The organism is Massilia rubra (genome assembly GCF_011682065.1).
Taxonomy (GTDB): Bacteria; Pseudomonadota; Gammaproteobacteria; order Burkholderiales; family Burkholderiaceae_D; genus Telluria_A; species Telluria_A rubra.
Genome location: NZ_VUYU01000017.1, coordinates 60,447 through 78,777 on the forward strand (window position 1 = coordinate 60,447; position 18,331 = coordinate 78,777).

General features: G+C 63.9%; 18 protein-coding genes and 1 riboswitch. Of the genes, 13 read left to right on the forward strand and 5 right to left on the reverse strand.

Going from position 1 to position 18,331, the window contains the following annotated elements:
* The first annotated feature begins 8 nt into the window (after positions 1-8).
* A riboswitch (cobalamin riboswitch) is annotated at positions 9-167 on the forward strand.
* 76 nt (positions 168-243) lie between these two features.
* The 4 genes from F0185_RS22585 to F0185_RS22600 all read left to right on the forward strand — a co-directional run bounded on the left by F0185_RS22585 (position 244) and on the right by F0185_RS22600 (position 4,291).
* Entirely contained in the window at positions 244-2,229 is a 1,986-nt protein-coding gene (locus F0185_RS22585; protein ID WP_167228293.1) for a TonB-dependent receptor, read from the forward strand.
* Entirely contained in the window at positions 2,229-3,110 is an 882-nt protein-coding gene (locus F0185_RS22590) for a cobalamin-binding protein (RefSeq protein ID WP_167228295.1), read from the forward strand. Before F0185_RS22585 ends, F0185_RS22590 begins: the two co-directional genes overlap by 1 nt.
* A gap of 153 nt (positions 3,111-3,263) precedes the next feature.
* Positions 3,264-3,980, forward strand: a complete 717-nt coding sequence (locus tag F0185_RS22595) for a thiol:disulfide interchange protein DsbA/DsbL (protein WP_167228297.1) — start codon at positions 3,264-3,266, stop codon at positions 3,978-3,980.
* On the forward strand, positions 3,977-4,291 hold the full coding sequence (locus tag F0185_RS22600) for a hypothetical protein (protein WP_166890502.1): 315 nt from the start codon (positions 3,977-3,979) through the stop codon (positions 4,289-4,291). Before F0185_RS22595 ends, F0185_RS22600 begins: the two co-directional genes overlap by 4 nt.
* 55 nt (positions 4,292-4,346) lie before the next feature.
* On the opposite strand, the gene F0185_RS22605 is transcribed toward F0185_RS22600, so the two are convergent.
* The gene (locus F0185_RS22605) at positions 4,347-5,645 is read right to left on the reverse strand and encodes an ATP-binding protein (protein WP_167228299.1); all 1,299 of its coding nucleotides are present in this window, start codon (positions 5,643-5,645) and stop codon (positions 4,347-4,349) included.
* A 235-nt stretch (positions 5,646-5,880) separates the two neighbouring features.
* Between F0185_RS22605 and F0185_RS34945 the strand changes: the two genes are divergently transcribed.
* The 9 genes from F0185_RS34945 to F0185_RS22655 all read left to right on the forward strand — a co-directional run bounded on the left by F0185_RS34945 (position 5,881) and on the right by F0185_RS22655 (position 15,395).
* Positions 5,881-7,245 carry a hypothetical protein gene (locus tag F0185_RS34945; protein ID WP_229477144.1) on the forward strand — a complete coding sequence of 455 codons (1,365 nt, stop codon included), beginning with the start codon at positions 5,881-5,883 and terminating at the stop codon, positions 7,243-7,245.
* A 56-nt stretch (positions 7,246-7,301) separates the two neighbouring features.
* Positions 7,302-8,192 (forward strand): MipA/OmpV family protein, encoded by an 891-nt coding sequence (locus F0185_RS22615; protein WP_167228301.1) that lies wholly within the window; start codon positions 7,302-7,304, stop codon positions 8,190-8,192.
* A 2-nt stretch (positions 8,193-8,194) separates the two neighbouring features.
* Entirely contained in the window at positions 8,195-8,887 is a 693-nt protein-coding gene (locus F0185_RS22620; RefSeq protein ID WP_167228303.1) for a hypothetical protein, read from the forward strand.
* Positions 8,888-9,249: 362 nt separating this feature from the next.
* Positions 9,250-10,173 carry a MipA/OmpV family protein gene (locus tag F0185_RS22625; RefSeq protein ID WP_167228305.1) on the forward strand — a complete coding sequence of 308 codons (924 nt, stop codon included), beginning with the start codon at positions 9,250-9,252 and terminating at the stop codon, positions 10,171-10,173.
* Between the two features lie 2 nt (positions 10,174-10,175).
* Positions 10,176-10,877, forward strand: coding sequence for a hypothetical protein (locus F0185_RS22630; protein ID WP_229477145.1), 702 nt, complete (start codon positions 10,176-10,178; stop codon positions 10,875-10,877).
* 164 nt (positions 10,878-11,041) lie between these two features.
* Positions 11,042-12,340 (forward strand): hypothetical protein, encoded by a 1,299-nt coding sequence (locus tag F0185_RS22635; protein ID WP_167228307.1) that lies wholly within the window; start codon positions 11,042-11,044, stop codon positions 12,338-12,340.
* Positions 12,341-12,493: 153 nt separating this feature from the next.
* A complete protein-coding gene (locus tag F0185_RS22640) occupies positions 12,494-12,718 on the forward strand; it encodes a hypothetical protein (protein ID WP_187362616.1) in 225 nt (74 codons plus the stop codon).
* Between the two features lie 16 nt (positions 12,719-12,734).
* Positions 12,735-13,820 carry a hypothetical protein gene (locus tag F0185_RS22645; RefSeq protein WP_167228210.1) on the forward strand — a complete coding sequence of 362 codons (1,086 nt, stop codon included), beginning with the start codon at positions 12,735-12,737 and terminating at the stop codon, positions 13,818-13,820.
* Positions 13,821-14,639: 819 nt separating this feature from the next.
* Positions 14,640-15,395 carry a hypothetical protein gene (locus F0185_RS22655; protein ID WP_167228212.1) on the forward strand — a complete coding sequence of 252 codons (756 nt, stop codon included), beginning with the start codon at positions 14,640-14,642 and terminating at the stop codon, positions 15,393-15,395.
* 46 nt (positions 15,396-15,441) lie between these two features.
* Here the strand turns inward: F0185_RS22655 and F0185_RS22660 are convergent, their stop codons facing one another.
* The 4 genes from F0185_RS22660 to sodB form a co-directional block, all read right to left on the reverse strand.
* The gene (locus F0185_RS22660; protein ID WP_167228309.1) at positions 15,442-16,131 is read right to left on the reverse strand and encodes a response regulator; all 690 of its coding nucleotides are present in this window, start codon (positions 16,129-16,131) and stop codon (positions 15,442-15,444) included.
* A 101-nt stretch (positions 16,132-16,232) separates the two neighbouring features.
* On the reverse strand, positions 16,233-16,826 hold the full coding sequence (locus F0185_RS22665) for a hypothetical protein (protein WP_167228311.1): 594 nt from the start codon (positions 16,824-16,826) through the stop codon (positions 16,233-16,235).
* A 241-nt stretch (positions 16,827-17,067) separates the two neighbouring features.
* Complete coding sequence (locus F0185_RS22670; RefSeq protein ID WP_167228313.1) at positions 17,068-17,616, reverse strand: DUF4303 domain-containing protein; 549 nt, start codon at positions 17,614-17,616, stop codon at positions 17,068-17,070.
* Positions 17,617-17,707: 91 nt separating this feature from the next.
* Positions 17,708-18,286, reverse strand: coding sequence for a superoxide dismutase [Fe] (gene sodB, locus F0185_RS22675; protein WP_167228315.1), 579 nt, complete (start codon positions 18,284-18,286; stop codon positions 17,708-17,710).
* Positions 18,287-18,331: the final 45 nt, after the last annotated feature.

Consider the following 18,331-nt stretch of genomic DNA (forward strand, 5'->3'; position numbering starts at 1 on the left):
GACTCCGATTATAATGGCGCAGTTTTGGTGCCCGCCCGCGTCTTCACGCCGGCAGTTAAACGGGAAACACGGAGATAGACTCTTAGTGTGCTGCCCCCGCAACGGTAAGCCAGGCGCGCCATGAGCGCCTTGCCAGCCCGGATACCGGCCAAAACAGGTGGACACGATGCCGCAACGCGCATCGGTCCGTGCAATCCGGCTTGCGGGGACGCAGGCCTGGACTCATTTTCTGAAGACGACATCATGATTTTTGCAGTATCGCCGCGCCGCGCGCTCTCCGCCAGGCCGCTCGCGCTGGCTTCCGCCCTGTCCCTGTGTTTTGCCTCCGGCGCCGCGCTGGCGGCCCAGGCCCTGCCTGAAGTAACCATCACCGGTGCGCGCTTCGCCAGCGACCCGGCGCTCGCTCCGATCGGTGCGACCGTCATCAGCGCCGACGACATCCGCCGCGCCGGCGCGGCCGACGTCAACCAGGCCATCCGCAAGGTCGGCGGCGTGTACGGCCGCCAGAGCCTGGACGGTTCGCCCGATTTCAGCCTCGATTTGCGCGGCTTCGGCACCAACAGCAGCCAGAACATGGTCGTCACGCTCGACGGCGTGCGCATGTCCGAGAGTGAATTGAGCAATGCGACCCTGTCGTCGATCCCGATCGAGACGGTCGAGCGCATCGAAATCATTCGCGGCGGCGCCAGCGTGCTGTATGGCGAAGGCGCCACCGGTGGCGTGATCCACATCGTCACGAAACGTCCGCAAGCGAACGGCCGGCGCGGCATGCTGCGCGCCGAAATGGGCCAGTTCGGCCAGCGCGACCTGCGCGCCGCGCTGGCGCAGTCGTGGAACGGCTTCGCACTCGACGCCTCGGTCGGCAGCGCCCGCACCGACAACTACCGCGACCACAACGCGTTCGAGCTCGATACCTTCAGCGGCGGCGCCCAGTGGGCTTACCAGGGAGGCCGCGCCGGCGTGCGTTACGACCGCGCGCGCCAGGAGTCCGACCTGCCGGGCGCCCTGAGCGCGCGCCAGTTCGGCGACAACCCGCGCCAGGCCAATACGCCGGACGATGTCGGCGCGCTCGACTCGGACCGCCTGACCGCGTTTGCCGAGCAGCGCATCGGCGCCGTCGACCTGGCCGCCGAGCTGTCGCGCCGCGAGCGCACCGCCCGTTCGACCTATTTCTACACGCTCGAAGGTGCGCGCGTGGCATCGAAGGCGACCTACGAGAGCGTGCAGACGCAGTTCTCGCCGCGCGTGCGCCACCTGGGGCAAATGGGCGGCATGCTCAACGAACTGGTGGCCGGCGTCGACCTGGTCAAATGGACGCGCGTGACCGATTCGGATTATTCGAACGCGGACGCGACGCAAAAGTCAAAGGCGCTGTACCTGCGCGATGAACTCACCTTCGGCGGCGAGCACAAGGCCCGCGTGGCTGTGGGTGCGCGCCGCGAGCGCTTCGAGAAGGAAGCGACCGATACGCTCGCCTTCGCCAAGCCTTACGACACCAGGCAAACCCTCAACGCATGGGAAGTGCAGGGCAGTGTCGATGTCATGCCGGCCGTGAACCTGTACGCCAAGGCCGGACGCAGCTACCGCGTGGCCAACGTCGATGAAAACGGCTACCGTTCCTCGCCCGGCTTGCTGGCGCCGCAAACCTCGCGCGACCTGGAACTGGGCCTTGTCTACGGCACCGCGAGCCTGGGCGCGAGCGCGCGCATGTTCCGCCACCAGCTGCGCAACGAGATCTTCTACGACCCGAGCGTGAATGGCGGTTACGGCGCCAACACCAACCTCGATCCGACCCAGCGCAAAGGGGTGGAAGTCGACGCCCATGCCAGCATCGCGCGCGACTGGCGCGTGAGCGGCAACTGGCAGTACGTGCGGGCGCGCTTCACCGAAGGGCGCAACGCCGGCAGCGAGATGGTGCTGGTGCCGAAGAACGTGGTCTCGGCGCGCCTGGCCTGGGTGCCGGGCAATGGCCATAGCGCCGACATCGGCGCCCAGTGGGCCGGCAAACAGCGCTTCGGCGCCGACTTTGCCAACACCTGCGGCGTGCGCATTTCGTCGGCCACCACTTTCGACGCGCGGTATGCGCGCCAGATGGGCGCCTGGGAGTTTGCCGTGGCCGGCCTGAACCTGGCCGACAAACGCTACACCAGCAACGCCTTCGGCTGCAACAGCGGCATCTATCCGGCCGACGGACGCCAGGTGAAGGTCTCGGCGCGCTACGACTTCTGATGGGCCAGCGCCTCGCCGTCGCCGCGCTGGCACTGTGGGCCGGCCTTGCCGGCGCCGCCCCGGTCACGGTGGTGGACGACGCCGGCCGGCGCGTGGTCCTGGACGCGCCGGCAAAGCGCATCGTCTCGATGGCGCCGCACATCACCGAGCTGCTGTTCGCGGCCGGTGGCGGCGCACGCATTGTCGGGGCGATGAGCTACAGCGATTACCCGGCGGCGGCCAGAACGATCCCGCTGGTGGGCGACAACAGCCAGATCGATATCGAACGCGTGCTGGCCCTCAAACCGGACCTGCTGGTGGTCTGGCAGAGCGGGAATACGGCGCGCCAGCTGGAGCAGTTGCGCCAGCTCGGCATTCCGATTTTCTACAGCGAGCCGGCGCGCCTTGGCCAGGTGGCCGACAGCATGCTGCGTTTCGGCCAGCTGCTCGGCACCGACACGGTGGCGCGCGCGGCGGCGGCATCGTTCCAGGCCGATATCGCGGCCCTGGGCGCCCGTTATGGCAAGCGCTCCCCGGTCAAGGTGTTTTACCAGGCCTGGGACAAGCCGCTGTACACCCTCAACGGCCAGCAGGTGGCCAGCGACGCGATTCGCCTGTGCGGCGGCGAGAATATTTTCGCCGCGCTGGCGGTCAAGGCGCCGTCGGTCGGGATCGAGGCGGTGTTGCAGGCCAATCCGGAAGCGCTGGTGGCCAGCGTGCCGCACGACCCGTCGGACGCGGGCCTGGCAATGTGGGCGCCGTACAAGACCCTGTTGGCGGTGCGCAATGGCAATTTATTCACGCTCGATGGCGAATTGCTGACCCGGCCCGGGCCGCGCCTGGTCCAGGGCGCCGCCATCCTGTGCGAAAAACTCGAACTGGCGCGTCAACGGCGCCGCTAGGCGCGCCGTTTACCGACTGTGATCTCGCTGTGATCCGGCCCAGCCGCGACGGCATTTGCAACGCAATGTAAAATGCGGGACCTTGGCCGGGGGCCTGCCGCAAAAAGTGGTAATCTCGCGATCGTCGTCTCAACTTAAACATGAAGGATATTTATGCGTTTCCTGCGTATTGCTCTCGCCGTCGCCAGTCTGGTTGCCACCACGGCGTTCGCTTCGCCCGCCGATCCGAAAGACGGCGCCGAATATGTCACGCTGGCGAGCCCGCAGCCGACCAAGACCGTCGGTAAGAAAGTCGAAGTCATCGAATTTTTCATGTACCACTGCCCAGCCTGCAACGCGCTGGAACCGCACCTGGCCGAGTGGGTCAAAAAGCAGGGCGACAATATCGTCTTTCGCCGTGTTCACTTCCCGGTGAGCGGTCCCAACGATCCCGAGGCGCATTTGCACCTGACGCTCGAAGCGATGGGCAAGGCCGAGGAAATGCATCCGAAAGTGCTGCGCGCCTTCCACATCGAGCGCCTGCGCCTGAACAAGGACGACGCCATTCTCGAGTGGATTCCGAAGCAGGGTATCGACAAGGCCAAGTTCATGGAATACTGGAACTCGTTCGGCGTGCTGACCAAGCTGAAAAGCGCGTCGCAAGTGATGAGCAACTACAAGATCGACGGCGCGCCGACCCTGGTGATCGACGGTCGTTTCCTGACCTCGCCATCGTCGATTGGCGGCGCCAATCCGAGCCTGGTCCAGGCGACGGTGTATCCGGCGGTCCAGCAAACGCTTGACGCGCTGGTGGCCAGGGTGCAAAAAGAGAAGGGCGCCGCTGCCCCTGCCGCCCCTGCAAAAACAACTGCGAAACCTGCCGGCAAATGAGCGACCCTGAAGAAAAACTCCTGAAAATCTACGACGGCTCGCGCCCGGTAGTGGAGGATTTATTCGAGCGCAACTGGATCAACCAGTTGGCGTGGAGCCTGGTGGTGGTGCTGTGCAGCGTGGTGGTGTGGTTTGCGATCGCCATCGTCAATGCCGAAAACCAGCGCCATGCCTTGATGACCAAGCAATGCGCCGATCCGGTGTTCAAGGGCGAGATCGATATGCGCTGCCTGCAGGTGGTCAGCTCGCGCGAGCATTGGTGGCAGCATCTCTGGTATGGGATTACCCATTTGAGTCCGCAGGAGAAGTAAGCCGTCGCCGTCGTTCCCGTCCTGGCGCGGGAGCGACGGCGTGCAAGCGTGCCGCTCAAGCCGGCAAGGCGATCACGAAGCGCGCGCCACCCATCTCCGACTGCTCCACCGCAATGGTGCCGCCATGCAGCGCCACCGCTTTCTGCGCAATCGACAATCCCAGTCCGAACCCGCCCGTGCTGCGGTCGCGGCTGCGGTCGAGCCGGTAGAATGGTTCGAACACCTTGCCGCGTTCCCCTTCGGGAATGCCCGGCCCGTCGTCTTCCACCACGATTTCCACCCCGTCCGTGCGGCGCGCCGACAGGGCGATCTGGCCGTTGCCGTACTTTTGCGCATTCCTGAGCAGATTGCCCACCGCCCGCACCAGCAGGCGGCGGTCGCCGCTCATGCTGCCCAGCGCGCTGTCGAGCCGGACCTCGGGCTGCGCCGCCAGCGGGTCGAGCGTGTCCACGCAGCCCAGCAGCGCCGGGGCCAGCTCGAAGTCGGCTTGTTGCAGCGCCTGGCGGCTGTCGAGCCGGATCATGCTCAGCAGTTCATTGACCAGGCCGTTCAGCTCGGCGACGTCGCCTTCCATCGCCACGATGCGCGCTTCGAGCGCCGGATCGCCCGCCGCCGAGCGCAGCAGTTCGAGCGCGAACTCCAGCCGCGCAATCGGCGTGCGCAGTTCGTGCGAGACGGAATGGAGCAGGTTTTTCTGGGCGTCGAGCAAGCCTTCGATGCGTCCGGCCATGTGGTTGAAGCGCTCGGCCAGCGGATAGATGGATGCGCGCGGCTTGAAGTCGGCGCGCGCCGCCAGTTGGCCGGCGCCGACCTCGTCGGCCACGCGCGAGAGCGCCTGCAGCCCCAGCCAGTGCGAGCGCGACCACAGCGCGGCCGGCACCAGCAAGAACAGCGCCACGATCACATAGCGCACCGCTTCCATCTCCAGCGCCAGGCCTATGTCGATCGGCAATTCCTGCGCGTGGATGACTTCTTCGGCGCTGCCGATATAGCTTTCGCCATGCAGGTCGACGCGGCGGTAAAACGCCTTGTGGGCGGTGTCGAGCACCAGTTCGCCGCGGTCGAGAGCGGCATGCTGCTTGGCCGGCAGCGAGGAACGGACGCTGGCCAGCGGCACCAGGTCGAGCTTGACGTCGGACACTTCGCGCACCTTGTTCAGGCGCACCAGCCACTCGTCGGCGGGGGCCTTGTCGATATATTGTTCTAGCAGGAAAATCTGGGCCGCCGCCTGGCGCCGCGCGATGTCGTCGAGCGGGTCGCCGAACAGGCGGCTGATGGTGAAATAGATGGCAAACGTCGCGACTGTGATCGACAGCATCACCAGCACGAAGAAGCGGAAAAAGATGCGGTTCACGCGCGCTTCCCGCCACAACCGTGTTCAAGAACTGTTGCCATAGCTATCGCTTCTCCTTGCGCAGCATTGTATAAGAGCGGCGCGGATCGCGGTATTACAAATAAGTGACAAATGGGGGACAGATGTTGGCGGAATTGTGGCGCGCTTGTCGTTATTATGTTCTTACTCGCATTCGGTCTGCCCGTCGTGTCTGTTCCGGCGGGCCTTGCTAACTACTATATTGAAAGGATTCGCCATGTCTGTTTTGATTCGCGTTTTATCCTGTTTTCCACTGGCCGGCGCCATTGCGCTCGGTGGTTGCGGCGGCGGTGGCGACAGCACGCCCGCCCCATCCCAGACCCAGCCCGATATCGTCGTGACGCCAACGCCAACGCCAACGCCGACGCCAACCCCGACGCCAACGCCGACGCCGACGCCGACGCCGACCCCGACGCCAACGCCAACGCCGACACCAACGCCGACACCGACGCCGACACCGACGCCAACGCCAACGCCGCTTGTGGAACCGATCATCGGTATCGAGCCGTTCATCAAGCGCGCCCAGACGGCCACCTGCGCCAATAGGACCAATTCGCTCTTCCTGATCGACAAGAAAGATGTGTTGTCGGTCCAGTCGGGCGACTGCCCCGACAACGGCTACCGCGTCGAACTGAGCAACCTGGCTTCCGGCAAGCAAATTTGCAGCCTCGCGTGGACGATCGCCGGCCCCAAAACGCAATGCGCCGACCCGGCCATGGTGCCCCAGTTCGACATCATGGCCGCCAAGGCCGGTAATTTTGGATTTGTCGACAAGATCGGACCTGACCATGTTGCTCAAGAAGTTAAATTCCTCCCGGCAAATGGACTGAGCGTGGATTTCAAGACCATCGCCAGCGACCGCTTCTCCGGCGTCACCACCGCGCGCAACGTGGTGGTGCGCGACCAGGCCGCGCTCGACGCCCTTTGGGCCGAGCACAGCGCGATCCGCATTCCGGCCCCGGCCGCGCCCAAGGTCGACTTCCGCACCGAGATGGTGATCGCTTTGTTCGGCGGCAATGACTCGGCCTGCGCCAGCTTCGGCGTGCGCCGCGCCGCCGCCGTCGACGAGCACCTGGTGGTCTATTACGAGCGCAAGGATCCCGATCCGGCCATGGTATGCATTGCCGTGGTGGCCAACCCGATGCAGATGATCGTGGTGCCGCGAGTCAACGCCGTGGTCGACTTCGTCAAGATCACGACCCTGGAAGTGCCGTTCACCGACGTGTTCCGGAGCGACTATGCGAACACCCAGGGGCTGCAAAACTACGTGATCAAGGATGCCGGCACCATGTCCATGATCTGGCGCAAGGTGACCACCCGTGAAGCGCCGCCTCTGATCGATTTCACCAAGGACATGGTGGTCGCCGTCTTTGGCGTGGGCGGTTACAGCGGTTGTTTCAACAGCAAAATCGAGAGCGTCTACCGCGAAGGCGGCAAGCTGCATGTGGCCAGCGTGAACTATTCGCCGGGGCCGAACTTCGCGGCGGCGTGTACCACGGCGTTCACCGACCCGGTACACCTGGTCAAGATGCCGCGCTCGGATGAGCCGGTGGTGTTTTCGAGCCAATCGCGTTACCTCTAGGGCTGTTTCCGCTACCCGGCGGCGCGCACCAGCGTGCCGTCGGGCCGGACCCATGTATGAAAATCTTGTTGACCTTCCTGCTCGGCGCGGCTTGCGCCCCCGTCCATGCCCGCACCCCGGCCGTCAATCCAATGCCGGACGGCAGCCGCGACATGTACGTCGGGATCGGCTTCGTGTCGGCCCCGGCGTACGACGGCGCGCGCCGCCCGCGCCGCATGGCGGTGCCGGTGCTGCAGGGCGAATGGAGCAATGGCGTCTTCCTTTCCGGTATGAATGCCGGAATCCATCTGTCGGATCAGCCCTCGCTCGAATTCGGGCCGCTGCTGGCGGTCCAGGCGCGGCGCAGCGAATCGGGCAACGGGGCCGCCCTCGGCGGCGCTTCGCTCAATTCCATGATCGTGAATACCTCGTCGCTGGCGCCGGAGGGGGAGCCGACCCTGGAGCAGCCCGGCAAGAACACGCGCAACGCCGGCCCCAACCGCCTGTCCGGCATGGACGTGGTTAACGCGCGCCTGCAGGTGGGCGGCTTCGTGAATGTGTATCTCAGTCCCGATGTGCGCCTGACCAACAATGTCCTGCTTGGCGCCGGCAAGGGCTCCGACGGCGTCGTCTGGAACCTGGGCATCCAGCGCGTGATGGTGCAATCGTCGCCGCATCACCGGGTGGCGCTGGCGGCCGGCGTTAGCGTGGTCAACCGCAGCTACAACGCCAGTTTTTTCGGCGTCACGCCGGACGAGTCGGTCCGTAGCGGCAACCGCGCGTATGCGCCCGGCGCCGGCATCAACGGCGCCAGCGCCGGGGTGCGCTGGCACTGGTCGCTGACGCCGTCCTGGCTGCTGATTAACAACGTGCAAGCAACCCGCGTGCTGGGCGACGCGCGCAAGAGCCCGCTGGTGGAGCGTCCCAACGGTTTTGTCGTGTCCACCGCCCTCGCTTACCGGTTCTGATCATGAACGCGCCACGCCATCTCGCCTTGTTGCTCGCACTGCTGTCCGCGGCCGGCGGCGCCAGCACGCGCGCCGCCGCGGCGGAATGGCTCAGTTACCGCGATGCCTACCGCGCCATGATCGTGTTCGAGAAATATGGCCGGCCGAAAAACTATCTGCAAAGCCAGATCCAGCTGGTGCCGGCGCGCAAGGGGACGCTGCCCGAGGATATCGAGCTGAGCTTGCAGCTCAAGGACGGCACCGTGCAGCTGCCGCTCGACCCCATCGGGCGTGCGGTGTTTCCGGTGCTCAAGGTCGCGTTCGACGAGAACGCACCGTTGCTGATCGACGGCGGGACCGGGCCGGTCAGTTTTCGCGCGCGCATCTCGATCATGCCACGCGCCGACGGCGTGTACGACAGCGCCGAATTGCGCGCCGCCTGCGCCCAGGCGCTCGACTACCAGCGCTACACCGGCGCCAGCGCGCGCGCCTGCGTCGGGGTGCGCTTCGTGTATCCGCTCGACGGGCCGGCGCCGCAGTTGCGGGTGCGCGGCAACGGGCAGCCGGCGCTGTTGCCGGTGGCGCTGGGGGCCGCCTTTCCCGGCGACGAGCATGGCGCCTACCGCGTCGTCAACTACCGCTTCGCCGACGCCGCCGGCGCCGGCCAGGTGTTCGCGGCCAGCCCGCCTCTGGCGATCGCTCCGCTGATCGAATAGCGGGTCGAACGGCGGGGCCGTACGGCGGGGCCGAACGGCGGGGCCGAACGGCGCGGCGATGTCGAATACACATTTACGACAATTGCCAGACATTTCGAGGCGGAAAGGCAAACCGTTAGCATCTAAGCTATGCGCATCGGGTTTTCCGTTCGCCCTCGATGCTCCGGTGTCGTGGGCTTTTTTTATTCGTCGTACCAGCATGATGGCGATGCAGCGGGCCGCGCGACGGCGCCCGCCATCGGCGCATCGTGGGACGCCGCAGCGCGCGCAGGCGCATGCGGCCTTGACAAAAAACTCAGCAATTTCGGCGATGTTGGCGGCAGGCCGTAAAATGGCGGCTGATCATCTTTTCGGCGACATTCATGAGAACCATTTTTGCCCTTGCCCTGGCCGGCGTAGTTCCCGCCGCCTGGGCCCAGACTCCCGCAAGCAATCCGATGCCGGATGGCAGCAGCGACATGTATGTCGGGCTCGGCGCCGTCTCGGCCCCGCGCTATCAGGGGTCGGGCGAGCACCGGGTCACCGCCTTGCCGCTTGTGCAAGTTCAGTGGAGCAATGGGATTTTTATCTCGGGCATGAGTGCGGGCTTGCATCTGTCGTCCAACCCGGTGCTCGAGTATGGTCCGATGGTGGCCGTGCTGGCGCGCCGCAGCAGCGGGGGCAGCCACGATACGCTGGGCGGGCCGTTCGGCAGCCTCGACCTGTCCGGCACCCAGAACAAGCCAGCCACCCCGGCCGGCGGCACGCCGAGTCGTCCGAGCGTGGCGCCGCCCCCGCTCGAGGAAAAGGCGGCGCCGACCTGGCAACGCAGCGGCAACCGCCTGGCCGGCACCGAAACCATCGGTGCGCGTCTCCAGGCTGGCGTGTTTGTTAACTATTATCTGACTCCGTCCTTGCGTTTGACTAATAACTTGCTGGCAGGCTCCGGGCGCGACCGCCATGGCGCCAGCTGGACCGTGGGTGTGCAGCATGTGACGCGCGCGCTCGCGCCGCACAACAGCGTGTCGCTGGCGGCGGACTTGACCATGGTCAATCGCAGCTACAATGAAAGTTATTTCGGGGTAAGCTTGCGCGACACCATGTACAGCGGCAACATGCCGTACGCGCCTGGCGGCGGGGTGCGCGACGTGGCCGTCAGCGCGCGCTGGAACCTGGCGTTGTCGCCGGGCTGGATGGTCAGCAGCGCGGTGCGCGCGGCGCGCCTGCAGGGCGATGCGCGACGCAGCCCGCTGGTCGAGCGCGCCAACAATATCACTGTGTCCACCGGACTTGCTTACCGATTCTGATCATGCCATTTTTCCGCAACGTTTCCGCCATGCTTGCCTTGCTGTTGACTGCAGGCAGCACGACGGCCGATGAAGCGGCCGGGGAGTGGCTCAGCTATCGCGACGCCTACCGCGCGATGGTGGTGTTCGAAAAATTCGGCAGGCCCAAGAATTTTTTGCAGAACCATCTCCAGGTGATGTTGAAAGAGAAGGGCGTGCTGGGCGCCGGCCTGCAACTGAGCTTGCTCAGCAAGGCCAGCAGCCTGAGCCTGCCGCTGGACCCGACCGGGCGCGCCGTCTTTCCCCTGCTCAAAGCGGCCTACGACGATAACGCCACCCTGACCCTGACCAGCAACGTGAGCCAGTACGTGTTCCGCGCGCGTGTCTCGATCGTGGTGCGCTCGGATGGCGTGTACGAAACGAGCGACCTGCGCGCCGCCTGCGAGCAAGCGCTGATTTACCTGCGCCACGTCGATTCCTCGGCGCGCACGCGGCGCTGCGCCGGCGTGCGCCTGAGCTATCAGCGCAAGGGCGCCGATCCGGTGGTCAAGCTGCGCAACGGCAGCGGCGATGTGGCCCTGCTGGCGGTGGCCGATGGCGCCACCTTTGGCGACGACAACAACGAGGGCTTCCGGGTCGTCAATTACCGTTTCGGCGAGCATGCCGACAAAGGCCAGCTGGTGACGCAGATCGCGCCGCTGGCGATCGCGCCACTGCTCGAATAAGCCGGCGCGGCTCGCACTTACTTACATCTCAAGACAATTTCCCCACACGCCGGGCACAGACGGACGATGGTGGAAGGGTTACTATTTATTTAGGCAATATTTTAAATTAGTTAATCTTTCCATCAGAGGGCGCGCCAAAGCGCCCGATTTTTCGAGACAGTCCCATGACCCAAGCACATTACCTGCGTTTCGCCATCCCCCTGGCCAGTGCCATGCTGCTCGCCGCCTGCGGCGGCGGCAGCGACCCGGCGCCCGCCGCCACGCCGGCGCCGCTGCCGCCGGTGGAGTCTCCGCTGTCGAAGCCGGGCGAGCTCATCATCCCGCCGCGCACGCCCGACAGCGTGATAACGCACCCCAACAACCCCACGCCCAATGCCGTGGTGGGGGGCATCACGGTGGCGCCGTTCGTGCAGCGCGCACGCGAAAGCGCGTGCGGTCACTATGCGAACCGCCTGTTTGTCGCCAATAAAAAATACGTGTTCTCGGCGGCGGAAGGCATTTGCGCCAGCACGACCGAGCAATACGTGCTGTATGGCGCGACGGCCGATGTGAAGCTGTGTTCGCTCACCATGGACGACATGCGCAGAGCCCCCACCACCGGCTGCACCGATCCCGCACTGGCGCCCTTGATGCAAAACCTGGTGCGCATGCAGGGCCGTGGCGACACCGAATCGAATGGCGCCACGCTGGAGCAAATTCACTTTCTTCCAAAAGAGGGCGTCCGGCTGCCGTTCTACTCGCTGGCGCAGAACAATTACTCGGGTGTCGAGAACGCGCGCCAGCAAGTGATCCGCGACGCCGCGACGCTGGCCGCGGTCTGGACCGGGCCGGCCGACACACGCATCAGCCCGGTGAATTTCGAGACCGAGATGGTCATCGCCGTGTTCGGAGGCAACATCGGCGCTTGCGGCCAGTTCGCCATCCGCGCCGTGCGCAGCGGCGGCGGCGCGCTGGTGGTCGAGTATGGTCAAGAAACCGCCCCGGTCGGCGCCGTCTGCACCCTCGCCATCAATACCCCGATGCAGCTGGTCGTGGTCGACCGGGTCGACGCGCCGGTGACGTTTGCCCAGGTCTCGCCGCAAGCCGTGCCGTTCCGCACGCTGGCGCAGTCCGATGCGCAGACCTACGGCGACAAGCAGCAAGTGGTGATCAAGGATGCGCAGGCCTGGGCGGCCTTGTGGAAGCGGCACATCCAGGCTGCCGCCTTGCCGGAGATCGACTTCAGCAAGCAGATGGTGGTGGCCGCCTTTTTGGGCGGCAAGCCGGACGGCAGTTACGGCCTGGCGATCGGCGCCGTCGAACGGGGCGCCGGCAAGCTGCGCGTGACCCTGGTCGAATCCGCAGCGGGCCGGTACAGCCGGAGCCTGACGACGACCAGCCTGACCAACCCGGTGCAATTCGTGGTGCTCGAGCGCAGCGATGAGCCGGTCGAGTTTGTCGACCAGGTGTCGCTGTACCGCTAGCATGGCAAGCCGGGGCGCCCGCTTCCCGTTTCTTTTCATGAGTTCGCTTCGTGCGTGCGTGGACTCCTGCCGACGATGCGTTTACTATTCGCCCATGCAATATTTATTTTCAATTAATATTTCCATGTGGTGGCAGCCCGCTCGCCCGTGTTCTTGAGAGATGTCAATGATCCGATCCAAATGCCTGCGCCTGGCTCTTCCCACGGCGGGTTTGCTGTTGCTGGCCGCCTGCGGTGGCGGCAGCGATTCCGCACCGCCAACCCCGACGCCAACCCCGACGCCAACCCCGACGCCGACGCCAACGCCAACGCCGACGCCAACGCCGACCCCAACGCCAACGCCCACGCCGACCCCAACGCCGACCCCAACGCCCCCTGAGGGCACGGGCGTCAACATGGCCCCGTTCGTGCAGCGCGCGCGGGAAAACGACTGCGGCCAGTATTTCAACCGTCTAGTCGTGTTCGACCGGAAATATGTGCTCGCGGCCGCGAGGGGAACCTGCACCATGTCGGACAATCCCTTGCATCTGGGCCGATACACGCTGTATGGCGGTACGCCCGATGTCGTCGTGTGCACGGGTACGGACGGGCGCTTCACCCACACCTGCACCGATCCTGCGATGCGTCCCTTGTTTCAATTGATGACCTTTGCGCAAAAGTCCGTGCCTGATTCCCTCGATGGCATGAGCGTGCAGGAATTCCTGTTCCTGCCCAGGGATGGTAGCCTCATGCCCCTCAGTCCGCTGGCCAAGGCGAACATGTCGGGCGTCCAGGCGCCCCGTCAGATGGTGATCCGCGACGCCGCCACGCTTGCCGTGGTATGGGCCGAACATAACGCCGGCAAGGCCAGTCCGGCTCCGTTGCCAAAAGTAGTTTTCAAGAATGAAATGGTGATTGCCTTGTTCGGTGGCGCCGGTGGCACCTGCCACAAGGTCGGCCTGCGCTCGGTGCGGGTCAGCGGCGAGAAACTGGTGGCCGCGTATCAACAAGGTGACGCTGCCACGCCCGGCGCAGCCTGCACCGGTGCGCCTGCCGCGCCGATGGAAATGGTGGTGATCGACCGTAGCGATGCCGCGGTCGTGTTCGAATCTGTCCAACCTGACGAGGTCGCGTTCCGCTCTTTCGATCGGAGGGCGCCTTTGGAGAAAGAGCCTCGCCAGGTGCTCGTCAAGGATGCCGCGTCCCTGGCCGCGCTGTTGAAGGATACATACTCATGGGCGGCGTATCCGACCGTCGACTTCAGCAAGCAGATGGTGGTGGCGTCCTTTCTCGGCCAACTGGAGAATGGCGGGTTCAGCATCGACATTGGCAGTATCGAGCGCATTGGCGGCAAGCTGCGGGTGACCACGGTGGTGAGCACCCTGGGGCGCAACAGCGAAAATTTCCCGGCCATGGAATCGGCTTTGCCGGTGGCGATCGCGGTGTTCGACAAGTCCGACGCCCCGGTCGAATTCGTGACGCAGATATCGTACTCGCGCTGATCCACACCTTGCGCGTTGGCACTAGGAGTCTGCGCGGCAGAAGCTCGTCGGTCGAAACGGGTGGAGAAAAGTCCCACTTCCCGCCCATTTCTCGGTCGTAGGTGCGCCCTCGCGCACCTACCTACGGCTACAGACCTCAAAAGTGGGCGTGAATTGGGTTCTTTTCCCACCCGTTTCGCCTCGACTCCTTCTGCCGCGCAGACTCCTAGCCGCGCGCAATGCCGGACCGGCTGTGTTGCACGCACGAGCTTGCGAGCTCGCGCGTGTCCATGTTCTTGAGAGGTTTCCATGTTTTATCCTAAGCGCTTGCATGTGGCAGTTCCCTTGGCTGGATTGCTGCTGCTGGCCGCGTGCGGCGGCGGCGGCGATTCCGCGCCGCCAGCGGTCACGCCGACACCAACGCCCACGCCCACGCCAACGCCCGCGCCAACGCCAACGCCAACACCCACGCCCACGCCCACGCCAACGCCAACACCTCCCGACATCACGGGCATCAACATGACCCCGTTCATTGAGCGCGCGCGGGACAATGCGTGCGCTGACTATCACAACCGTTTGTTCGTGATCGACGGAAAGTATGTGTTGTCTGATACGTACGGCTCCTGCTTTGGCAGGAACCGCCGACACGTCTTGTATGGCGCCACGCCCGCTGCCGTGTTCTGTTCGGACGAGCGGGCTCCCGTGCGCGCGGCATCGGAGTGCGCCGATCCTGCGGGGTTTCCATTATTTAGTTCCTTGTACAGCCCCCAAGCGGCGCTTTTCGATCCCCTGGGCACGAGGATGAAGGAAGTTTTTTTCCTGCCCCAGGAAGGCAGTCGCATGGCACTGAGCCTGCTGGCCAATGACACCGCAACGGGCATCCAGGCGCCGCGCCAGATGGTGATCCGCGATGCCGCCACGCTTGCCACGGTCTGGGCCGAGCATCACGCCGGCAGGGTCAGCGTGCCTCCGGCGCCAAAAGTCTTTTTCGAGCACGAGATGGTGATTGCCCTGTTCGGCGGCGCTGGTGGCGCCTGTCACAAGGTCGGCCTTCGCTCGCTGCGCGTCAGCGGCGACAAGCTGGTGGCCGCGTATCGGCAGGCCGATCAAGCGACCAATGGCGCCGCCTGCGACGGCCTGCCTGGGGCGGCGATGGAGATGATGGTGATCGACCGCAGCGATGCCGCGATCGTGTTCGAAGCCCTTGCCTCCGAGGATGTGCCGTTCCGCCAGGTCGTGCGTTCGCAGTTCTCGGCGATCGGCGAAGCGCGCCAACTGGTCATCAAGGATGCCCAGTCGCTGGCCGCACTGTGGAAGGAACATAATCCGCCGGGGCCGCTACCGGGCGTGGATTTCAGCAAGCAGATGGTGGTGGCCGCCTTCCTCGGCAGCCGCGGCGATGGCTCGTTCAGTATCGAGATCGGCGCTATCGAGCGCATCGGGGGCAGGTTGCGCGTGACGACCGAGGAGCGCACACTGGGACGTCACAGCCAGCTGATTCCGGCCGCTTTCGGGCCGCGCCCGGTGGTGATGGTGGTGCTGGACAAGTCCGACGAACCGGTCGAATTCCTGTCGCAGATCATGTTCTATCGCTGATCCGCGCGTTGCGCGCCGCCGCTGGCGGCGCGCAACGCGTGCCTCGTCAAGCCCAGGCCGATGGCGAAAACAGGTAGCCTTCGCCCCACACGGTCTTGATCTTTTCGGAATCGACATCGTCGAACTTGCGGCGCAGCTTGGAGATGCAGTTGTCGATGCTGCGGTCGAGCCCGTCGAACTCGATGCCGCGCATCTTTTTCAGCAGGGCGTCGCGCGAGAGCACGCGCCCGGCCGATTCGGCCAGCACCAGCAAGAGCTTGTATTCGGTATTACTGAGCAGGCAATGCTCGCCGCGCCAGGTCACCACGCGGTCGCTGGCGATGATCGACAGGGCGCCGAATTCGAGCGCCGCCGGGTCGGCGTTGCCGGCCTTGCCCTGGGCGCGCCGCAGGAGGGCGCGCAGGCGCGCCAGCAGCACGCGCGGCTGGACCGGCTTGTTGACGAAATCGTCCGCGCCCTGTTCCAGCACCGACACTTCATCGTAGGAATCTTCGCGCGCGGTGAGGATCAGGATCGGGGTTTCGCTCAGTTCGCGGATCTGGCGGCACACCACCATGCCGTCCAGGCCGGGCAACATCAGGTCGAGAATGACCACATCCGGGGTGAGCGCCTTGAAACGTTCGAGCGCGGCGTCGCCGCGCGTGACCAGGTCGACTGTAAATTCGTACCCGGCCAGGTACTCCATGACCAATTGCGCCAGGCGCGCATCGTCCTCCACCAGCATGACTCGAAACATGAATTTTCTCCTAGCCGCCCATTGTATAAGAGCTACTACGAAAAAAGGCAGTTGCAGACCGGTGGGGACAATTTGCTACACTTTGATGACACTTTGTCAAATTACTGCTGGGGAACGCAAGTTTCCAGCACCTTTTCGATCCGCTCGTTCAGTATTGTCCGCGCGGCCGGGGCTTCAAGCACTTTGTTGGTCACCAGTTTTTCGCCGGCCGAACTGGTGCGGAACTGTTCGAAGTCCACCATTTCATCTTCGGTAAAGCGCGGCAGCGCTTCCGGCAGCGGCTCGCCGGCGGCGGCGAACACGCCCAGATAACCGTGCTTGGCGAATTTCCTGCCGACCGACTTGGCCAGGAAGGACTGGGTGCGCATCAATTCCTTGCTGTCGAGATTGGAGACCAGCAATTGTTTGAATACCTCGTCCAAACTGGCCGGATCGAGTCCCTGCGCGCATTTCAACTGTTCCGGCGTGACCTTGCCCTGTTTGGCGCCAGCCTTGAGCGACATTTGCAAGCCGATCATGGCTGGTCTCGAGAAAACGGCGGCGGTGGTCGCATTGACCGCCTGGGCCTGCACCGCGCCGCCCAGCATCATGGCGGCGGGGAAGGCCAGCAGGGCGATGGAACGTCCGGACAATGCAGGAAAACCCAGGGTTGAACGAAGAGTCTGCAACAGGCAGGCTTTGTGTGGGGTAGTCATGTCACCGTCCATTCTTCTCAAGTCACTTTCTTATCAAAAGCGCGGGTACGCCGTCATCGTCCGAAAGGGCTAACTCAGCCGTGTTGCGAAACATTATGACTGATCTACGGACATTTGTGTGCATGAAAAGCAACACTGGTAAACCGCGTACATATTTGTCTTTTTAAGAAAATTTCCTTAGATGATGCGGTGAAATCTGATTATGGATTGACAAAACTATCGTGATATATCGCAAATGCAATCAGTCATTAAATTCCGCGCGGACACTATTTAATCTAAGTGTTGCTTCTTGGAGATCTTCATCGTGATCCATCACCGATGTGGTGAATCCGGGGTCCATGTTGGTGCGTTCGAAGATCCCGGAACGCTCAAGGCGCACCAAAACGCGGCATGCGCAGCGCATTAACTGTTCGACATAGGCGTGTGCTTCCTCGATCTCGGTCTCGTCGGCGAAAGTATAGGCTTCGATGGCGTCGCGATGTGCGCCCCAGCCCGCTTCCCAATGCGGCTGGTCCTGGTTGAAATCCTGGTATTTCCAGTCGCCGAAATTGGTTTTCAGTGCGGCCAGGTCGGCTGCGCTGTACTGGAAGCGCTCGATATATTCTTTTGCCGTCTCGGCAAATGCCGCCTCGCTGTTAAAACACAGCAGGAACATCCCCGAGTCGGCCATGCAGTCGATGCCGAAGCCATAGAAACTCTCGTCAGGGTGCTCGTCGCTAAACTGGCGGATCGACACCAGCGACAGGGCGAACAGCTGTTCTTCGATCGGCGTTAAGTCAGGTGCTTTCATGACTGATCCTTGTTCCTTGTCGTGATGCAGGTGGCCGGCCCACAAAAAAATACAGCCCGCATGGGCGGGCTGTTATTTATGCGTCGGTCATTCAGGCCGCGTTTTGCGCGACGAAGTCCCAGTTGACCAGGCCCCAGAAGGTTTCGACATACTTGGCGCGGGCGTTGCGGTAGTCGATGTAGTAAGCGTGCTCCCAGACGTCGCAGGTCAGCAGCGGCTGGTCGCCGGTGGTCAGCGGGCAGCCGGCGTTCGAGGTGTTGACGATGTCAACGCCGCCGTCGGCTTTTTGCACCAGCCAGGTCCAGCCGGAACCGAAGTTGCCGAGGCACGACTTGGTGAATTCTTCCTTGAATTTGTCGAACGAACCCCACTTGGCGTTGATCGCGTCGGCCACTTTGCCGCTTGGCGCGCCGCCACCGTTCGGCTTCATGCCGTTCCAGTAGAAGGTGTGGTTCCACACCTGGGCTGCGTTGTTGAACACGCCGCCGGAGGATTTCTTGATGATCTCTTCGAGCGACAGGTCCGCGAACTCGGTACCCTTGATCAGGTTGTTCAGGTTGGTCACATAGGTCTGGTGATGCTTGCCGTAGTGGTATTCCAGCGTTTCTTTCGAAATGTGGGGAGCCAGGGCGTCCATTTCATACGGCAGAGGCGGCAGTGTGTGTTCCATGTTGTGTCCTTTTTGTTTGGAAAAGCGTCGATGATTCTGAACCGG